This is a genomic window from Micromonospora sp. U56 (genome assembly GCF_018070095.1).
Taxonomy (GTDB): Bacteria; Actinomycetota; Actinomycetes; order Mycobacteriales; family Micromonosporaceae; genus Micromonospora; species Micromonospora purpureochromogenes.
This window is the reverse complement of record NZ_JAGPYL010000202.1, coordinates 1-6,542: the sequence shown is the minus strand read 5'-3', so window position 1 is coordinate 6,542 and position 6,542 is coordinate 1. Positions and strand designations below refer to the sequence as shown.

The window sequence follows — 6,542 nt, the reverse complement described above, 5'->3', positions numbered from 1 at the left end:
CCCCCGCCGCGCCCCCCACGCCACCCTCCTGGTCAGGACACCAGGTCCGGGCGGTTCGTCACCCGCAGCGCGTTGAGGATCGGCTGGCTGTAGCCCTTGTGCGTCACGAACCGCACGTTGAGCTGGCCGTCGGTCACCCGCACGGTGTACGACCTGGTGAGCGCGGAGAAACTGCCGACCTCACCGGCCACGTCGAGCGACGGCAGCACCTCCTGGCCTTCGAGCAGAACGTCGAAGACCCGCTTGTCGGGGGACTGCCTGCGTACCTCGGCAAAGTCCAGCTCGACGGTGTAGAAGCCGTCCGCGAGCCCGTCGACGCGGTACTCGTACATCCCTTCCCGCAGATCCGCGAAGCGGGCCGGATCGTTGGTCCCGGTGATCGGGCTGCTGGTCGACTGCCGGCTGGAGTTGCCCAGGTAGCCGGCGCCGCCGGCGGCCCAGGGCTGGTCGGGCGACCAGGTCTGGCCCTCCACGTCGGCCCGCGCCGCGCTCGCTCCGGCGTTGATCGCCAACGCGTAGCTCGGCACCACCAGGGTGACCGGGATGACCAGGACCGGCTGGCGGCCGCTGGCCGAGGCCACCCGCAGCTTGGCCCGGTGGTATGTCCCGGGAGCCAGGCCGGCGGAGCTGGTCATCACGCCGACGGTGTGCCGGCCGCCGCTGGCCAGGGTGCCGGTGGCGCCGGACAGGTCCAGCCAGGCGATGTCCTGCGGCGCTCCGTCGGCGTTGAGTTCGGTGACCGTGAAGTCGGTGCCGAGCGCACCGGTGTTGCTCAGGCCGATCTCCCGGGCCCGGCTCTGATCGGCTGGCGCGACGACGGCCAGGTCGGTGACCGCGGTGCTGACCCGAGCGGTGCGCAGCGCCGCCGAGCGGACCTCCGCCCCGCCCGCCGCCACCGTGACCACGCCGGAGGCGGTCTCGTAGTGCTCCTTCTCGACGCTGAACTCGACGGCGCCGGCCGGGGCCTGGATCAGATACGAGCCGTCGGCCCCGGTTGTCTCCGTGGTGGTCGCGCCGCCCGCTCGTGCGGTGACCGTGGCACCGGCCACCGGCTGCCCGTCGTTGCCGTCGGTGACCACACCGGAGAGCACGCCGGTCCGGGTGGTGCGGAACGCGATCGCCGTGCCGTCGGCCACCGCCGAGGCGTTGTACGAGTACTGGAACCCGACGGTTCCGTCGACGTTCTCCAGGCCGATCGTCGCACCGGTGCCGGTCTCCACGCCGGTCCCGTCGATGTCCTGGTACCGGTAGGTGATCGTGCCGTCCTCGCTGATGGCGGCGCTGAAGGTCAGCCGCAACGACCGGTCGGTGAAGAGCGAGACGTTGCGCCACTCCACCACGAAGCTACGGTGCGGCCGGACGCCGGTGACGGCGGTGTAGATCCCCGAGTCGGCCTCCACGTAGAGGTCGTCCCAGAACGGGAAGAGCGCGAGGTCGGGGTTGGCGGTGTTCGGCAGGGCGGTGTTGGCGCGGCTGGTCGACGAGGTGCCGAAGCCCAGCACGCCGTTGGTGCTCACCCAGGCGTCCCGGTACGACTTGCCGTAGAGCGGAACCCGGAACGGCAGCGTGACGGGGGCGGTCCGGTCGTCTCCGGTCAGCGGCATCAGCTCCGTGCCGCTTCCGAACGAACCGCCGGCCGCGGCGCAGGCGTAGCCGAAGGCGTCCACCCGGTCGGGCAGGGCGACGTCCAGGACGGTGTCCGCGTTGACCGTCGCCGGGCGGGTCACCACGTCGGAGCAGCGGTAGGCGTGCGCGAAGCGGACGTCGTACTGACCGTGCGGCACGGTCACGCTGTAGCGGCCCTGGTTGTCGGCGGTCGCGGTGAGCGGGGTGTTGAGGACGGTGACGGTCGCGCCGGCCGCCGGCCCCGCCGAGGTGGTCACCGTGCCGGTGAGCGTGGCCGACGGGGCGTGCTCGACCACGATGTCCCGGTCCACGGTCTGGTTCTCGGTGACCGTCACCGACGCCGTCGCGGTCAGGTAGCCGAACTTGCTGACCGTGACGGTGTAGTCGCCGACCATCAACCGGTCGAACCCGTACGACCCGTCAGCCGCGGTGGTGGTGGTCCGGCCCATCGGGCCAGCGACCGTCACGCTGGCCCCGGCCAGTGCGCTCCCGCCCGAGGTGACCTGGCCGCCGAGGGCGCCGAGGGCGCCGCGGGGGGTGGCGTTGACCGCGGCGTACGCGTCGAGCCGGCCCTCGCCGAAGACGTTGTTGTCGTCGACAGTTCCGCCGCAGGTCAGGGCGTTGACGTCGATGGCGGTGTCGTCCAGGATTCGCTTGGTTTCGGCGACGTCACCCTGGATGGCCGGCGAGGCCGACCACATCAGCGCCACCGTCGCCGCGGTGTGCGGCGAGGCCATCGAGGTGCCGCTGAAGGACGCGTAGCCGCCCGGCACCGACGACCGGACGTTGGCGCCCGGCGCGGCGATGTTCGGCTTGATGTCGCCGTTCTCGCCCGTGCCCCGGCTGGAGAAGCTCGCGATCGCGTTGTTGACGTCGAACGCGCCGGAGCTGTAACTGATCGTGTACGACCCCGGGCTGCCGGAGGTGTTGCAGCTCGGGCCGCTGTTGCCGTTGGAGAAGGCCGGGAAGATGCCGGCGGCCACCCACGACGAGACGGTCTCGGTGTACCACGGGTCGTAAACGCTGGAGCCCCAGGAGTTGTTTACGATGTCGGGGGCGAGGTCGGGGCGTGGGTTCGCGCCGGTGAGGTCGGTGGGCGCGACGATCCACTGGCCGGAGGCGAGCAGCGACGCCCGTGAGCAGCTGTTGGTCTCGCAGCCCTTGGCGGCGATCCACTTCGCGCCCGGGGCCACGCCGATCACGTTCGTGCCGTCCAAACCGACCATCGTGCCCATCGTGTGCGTGCCGTGGTCGTTGTTGTCGCACGGCGCGGCGGTCGGACAGACATCGGCCGGGTCGAACCAGTTGTAGTTGTGGTTGGTCGATCCATCACCGTTGCGGCCCCGGTAGCTGGCCGCCACGGCGGGGTGGGTGGCGTCCACCCCGCTGTCGATGTTGGCCACCACGATGCCCTCACCGCGTACGCCCAACTCGTTCCACACCCGGGGGGCGCTGACCCGGTCGATGTTCCACTCCACCGCGTCGGTGGTGGGAACGGCCTCGCCGGGCAGTGGTTCGGGGATGTCCACCGGGTCGTCCGCGAGGATCTCGGCGACGTCGGAGCGGACGGCGATGTCGCCGAGCAGGTCGGCGTCACCGGTCACCTTGATCGTGTTGGCCAGCCAGAAGGGGGTGAAGTCGGCGCCCCGCGTGGCGAGCATCGAGCGCAGGCCGGCCTGGCTGCGGTTGGCGTGCTCGGTCTTGATCCGGTAGACGTGCGCGGCCTTGTCGGCCTTGTGGCGGAGTTTGGCCGCGCCGGAGAGGTTGGCCTTGCTGTCCAGGAAGACCCAGAAACTTGACTTGCCGTCCTTGGCCAGCTGGCTGGTGACCTTCTTGTGGACCTTCGCGGCCACCGCCTCGGCTTCGGCCTTTTCGGGGGTCTGATCGGGGCGGGCGGCGGCGGGTGGTGCGCCGGCGCCGATCGGGAGGAGGAGGCCGGCCGCCAGGCCGGCCGCTGCCGTACGCCATCGTCGTGATGCCACTGTCTCGACGCTCCTTTGTGAGGCGAAACTGTGCGAGCCCTGAGGTGCGGGCGCTTTCGCAGCATCCTGGCGACGAAGGATCTTTTCATCAAGGCATGCTTAAATAAATAAATCTGTCAATCAACTGTTCGTCTCTTAGCGTGCTCTCCCGGCTACCGTGCGGAATCGGGGCTGTTGGGGTGACCCGGACTCGGGAAGACGGGAAGATTGATCGCGGCACCACTTCTGACGTCGAGACGGAGGACGGATGCCCTGGCGGGTCCGCGGCGTGGCCGCCGGACGACGAGGTTCGGGATCTGTGGCCGGTCGGCGACCGGGTCACCTTCGAACCGGTGCCCCGACGCGGAGGCCGTCGTGGACGACGGGTTGGTGCTGCCCGGCCTGGTCGATGCGCGCTGCCACAGCGGCATCGCTCCCGGCGGCGCCCCGATCAGCTCGCACGACGAGGCCCGCGAGCTGGCCCGTACCGATCGGGACGCGGAGGTGCTCGCCATCCGGGACGCCGGCTGGCTGTTCCCGTACCCGGAACTCGACGACGAGCCGGATCTGCCGCGACTGGCCCGTGCCGGGCGGCAGGTCGCCCCGCCGCAGGTTTACCTGCGCGACATCGGCGTGGAGGTCGGCGCGACGGTGATGGCGCAGGCCGCCGCCGGCGACGGCTGGGTGGAGGTGGTCGGCGGCTTGCGCGTGCTCAACCGCTCTGCCGACGCGCAGAGGATGATGAAGCAGACGGGGGCGTTACTGGGGCCTGCCCGGGTGGTGGCCGGCGCAAGGCGAGCACGTCGCCGAAGAACAAGCGTGAGGGCACGAAGGGTGGCGGCCGGCCTCCGTCGCCGGCACCCGGGGTCCGTCGGGTCGGCCGGGCGGCGGCCGCTACCGCCACCCGGCCCCGGGTCACCGGCCCCGCGACCGCTTCGGTGGACGCTGACCCAGCAGGCTCTCCCGCCGCGCCTCCTTGTGCTCGGCGCGGCGCCGCTGCCGCGGTGTCAGCTGCGGCCGGCCACTCTGCCGCAGGTAGTTGGGCACCCGTCGGTCGTTCGGAATCGGCATGCTCATCGCGCGACCTCCTTGTCGGGGTGGACGGCGAGGGGGATGTCCCGCAGCGCGGGCACCTCCTGCCGTTGCGGCTCCCGGGTCAGGGTCGCGGTGAGCCGCTCCGAGCTGACGTCCAGGTACGGCGGCGCGTCGCCCCCGGCGTGCTCCGCCACGGCGATGGCGACCGGCGCGCGGCACTGCCGGTCCGGGCGCACCTGGATGGTCTGCCCCGGCTGGACCAGGTACGAGGACCGGTTGACCTTGCCACCGTCGACGGTGAAGGTGTTGTGGGCGACGAGATCCCGCGCCGCGTCGACCGAGGGCGCGAAACCGGCCCGGTGCACCAGCGCGTCGATGCGCTGTTCCAACTGCCCGACCAGGTTCTCCGTCGCGTCGCCCGGCTGCCGGCCGGCCGTCACCACCGCGCGGGCCAACTGCCGCATGCGCAGCTCGTACGCCGCCCGGACCTGCCGCTGGTCGGCGTCGCTCAGGTGGAACCCGCGCGGGGCGCGCCGCGGCCCACCGCGGACGCCGATCGGGTGCCGCTGGCGGCGCAACGAGTAGCCGTACGCCGGGTGCAGCGGGACCTCGTCCGTGGGCGAGGGACGTACCGTCGTCCGGACAGCCATCTTTCCTCCCTGACCTCTCGGGGTCCGACCACCGTCCACCGGCACCGGGTGAGGCCGCCCCACCCCATCCGGGTGAGCCTGCCGGGGTGACCGCCGGGGCGGCTCCGGCCCGGCGCGGCACGGCGGGAGGTGATCGGGTAGGACTGTGCACATGGCTCTGCATGTGCGCGGTGTGCTCCTGCCGGACGACGAGGTCCGGGATCTCTGGCTGGTCGGCGACCGGGTCACCTTCGAACCGGTGCCCGGCGCCGAGACCGTGGTGGACGGCGGGTACGTGCTGCCCGGACTGGTCGACGCGCACTGCCACATCGGCATCGCTCGGGGCGGCACCCCGATCACCTCGCTCGACCAGGCCCGCGAGCTGGCCCGGATCGACCGGGACGCCGGGGTGCTCGCCATCCGCGACGCCGGCTCGCCGTTCCCGTACCCGGAACTCGACGACGAGCCGGACCTGCCGCGCCTGGCCCGCGCCGGGCGGCACGTCGCCCCGCCGAAGCGCTACCTGCGCGACATCGGCGTGGAGGTCGGCGCGGCGGAGGTGGCCGCGACGGTGGCGGCCCAGGCCGCCGCCGGCAACGGCTGGGTCAAGCTGGTCGGCGACTGGATCGACCGCGGCGTCGGCGACCTGGCGCCCTCCTGGGACGCCGACACGATGACCGCGGCCGTCGCTGCCGCGCACGCCGCCGGGGCCCGTGCCGCCGTGCACACCTTCTCCGAGTCGGCCGTGGAGATCATGGTGCGCGCCGGAGTGGACTCGGTGGAGCACGGCACCGGCCTGAGCCTCGACCTGATCGACCTGATGGCCAGGCAGGGCACCGCGCTGATCCCCACGATGATCAACATTCGGACCTTCGGCGGCATCGCCGACCAGGCCCGGGCCAGGTTCCCCGGGTACGCCGACCACATGCTCACCCTGCGCGACCGGTTCCCGGAGGTGGTCCGGGCCGCGTACGAGGCCGGCGTGCCGATCTACGTCGGCACCGACGCGGGCGGCGGCATCGACCACGGGCTGGCCGCCGAGGAGATGCTGCTCCTGCACGAGCAGGCCGGCATGTCCGCGACGGACGTCCTCGCCGCCGCGTCCTGGGGCGCCCGCGCCTGGCTGGGCTTCCCCGGCCTGGTCGAGGGCGGCCTCGCCGACCTCACCGTCTACCCCGAGGACCCCCGCCGCGACCTGCGCGTGATCCGCACCCCCACCCGCACCATCCTCCGCGGCCACCCCCTCCCCTAACCCCCCGGATCCCCCTCCCCCTCCCCACCCCAAGATCGG

4 protein-coding genes and 1 pseudogene are annotated in these 6,542 nt (G+C 72.3%); 2 read left to right on the top strand and 3 right to left on the bottom strand.

The window, feature by feature from the left end:
* Positions 1-32 precede the first annotated feature (32 nt).
* The gene (locus KBX37_RS32955; protein WP_307849302.1) at positions 33-3,608 is read right to left on the bottom strand and encodes a S8 family serine peptidase; all 3,576 of its coding nucleotides are present in this window, start codon (positions 3,606-3,608) and stop codon (positions 33-35) included.
* A gap of 247 nt (positions 3,609-3,855) precedes the next feature.
* Here KBX37_RS32955 and KBX37_RS32950 point away from each other — a divergent pair.
* A pseudogene (locus KBX37_RS32950) lies at positions 3,856-4,388 on the top strand (amidohydrolase); the annotation flags it as partial.
* Positions 4,389-4,502: 114 nt separating this feature from the next.
* Here KBX37_RS32950 and KBX37_RS32945 read toward each other — a convergent pair.
* Positions 4,503-4,664 carry a hypothetical protein gene (locus tag KBX37_RS32945; RefSeq protein WP_210779734.1) on the bottom strand — a complete coding sequence of 54 codons (162 nt, stop codon included), beginning with the start codon at positions 4,662-4,664 and terminating at the stop codon, positions 4,503-4,505.
* Complete coding sequence (gene rpsD / locus KBX37_RS32940) at positions 4,661-5,272, bottom strand: 30S ribosomal protein S4 (RefSeq protein WP_210779733.1); 612 nt, start codon at positions 5,270-5,272, stop codon at positions 4,661-4,663. Before rpsD ends, KBX37_RS32945 begins: the two co-directional genes overlap by 4 nt.
* Positions 5,273-5,423: 151 nt before the next feature.
* Between rpsD and KBX37_RS32935 the strand changes: the two genes are divergently transcribed.
* Positions 5,424-6,503 (top strand): amidohydrolase family protein, encoded by a 1,080-nt coding sequence (locus tag KBX37_RS32935; protein WP_210779732.1) that lies wholly within the window; start codon positions 5,424-5,426, stop codon positions 6,501-6,503.
* The last annotated feature ends 39 nt before the right edge of the window (positions 6,504-6,542 follow it).

Coding starts and splice junctions, on each gene's coding strand:
- KBX37_RS32945 (WP_210779734.1), bottom strand. CDS start 4,664: ATGAGCATGCCGATTCCGAACGACCGACGGGTGCCCAACTACCTGCGG.
- rpsD (WP_210779733.1), bottom strand. CDS start 5,272: ATGGCTGTCCGGACGACGGTACGTCCCTCGCCCACGGACGAGGTCCCG.
- KBX37_RS32935 (WP_210779732.1), top strand. CDS start 5,424: ATGGCTCTGCATGTGCGCGGTGTGCTCCTGCCGGACGACGAGGTCCGG.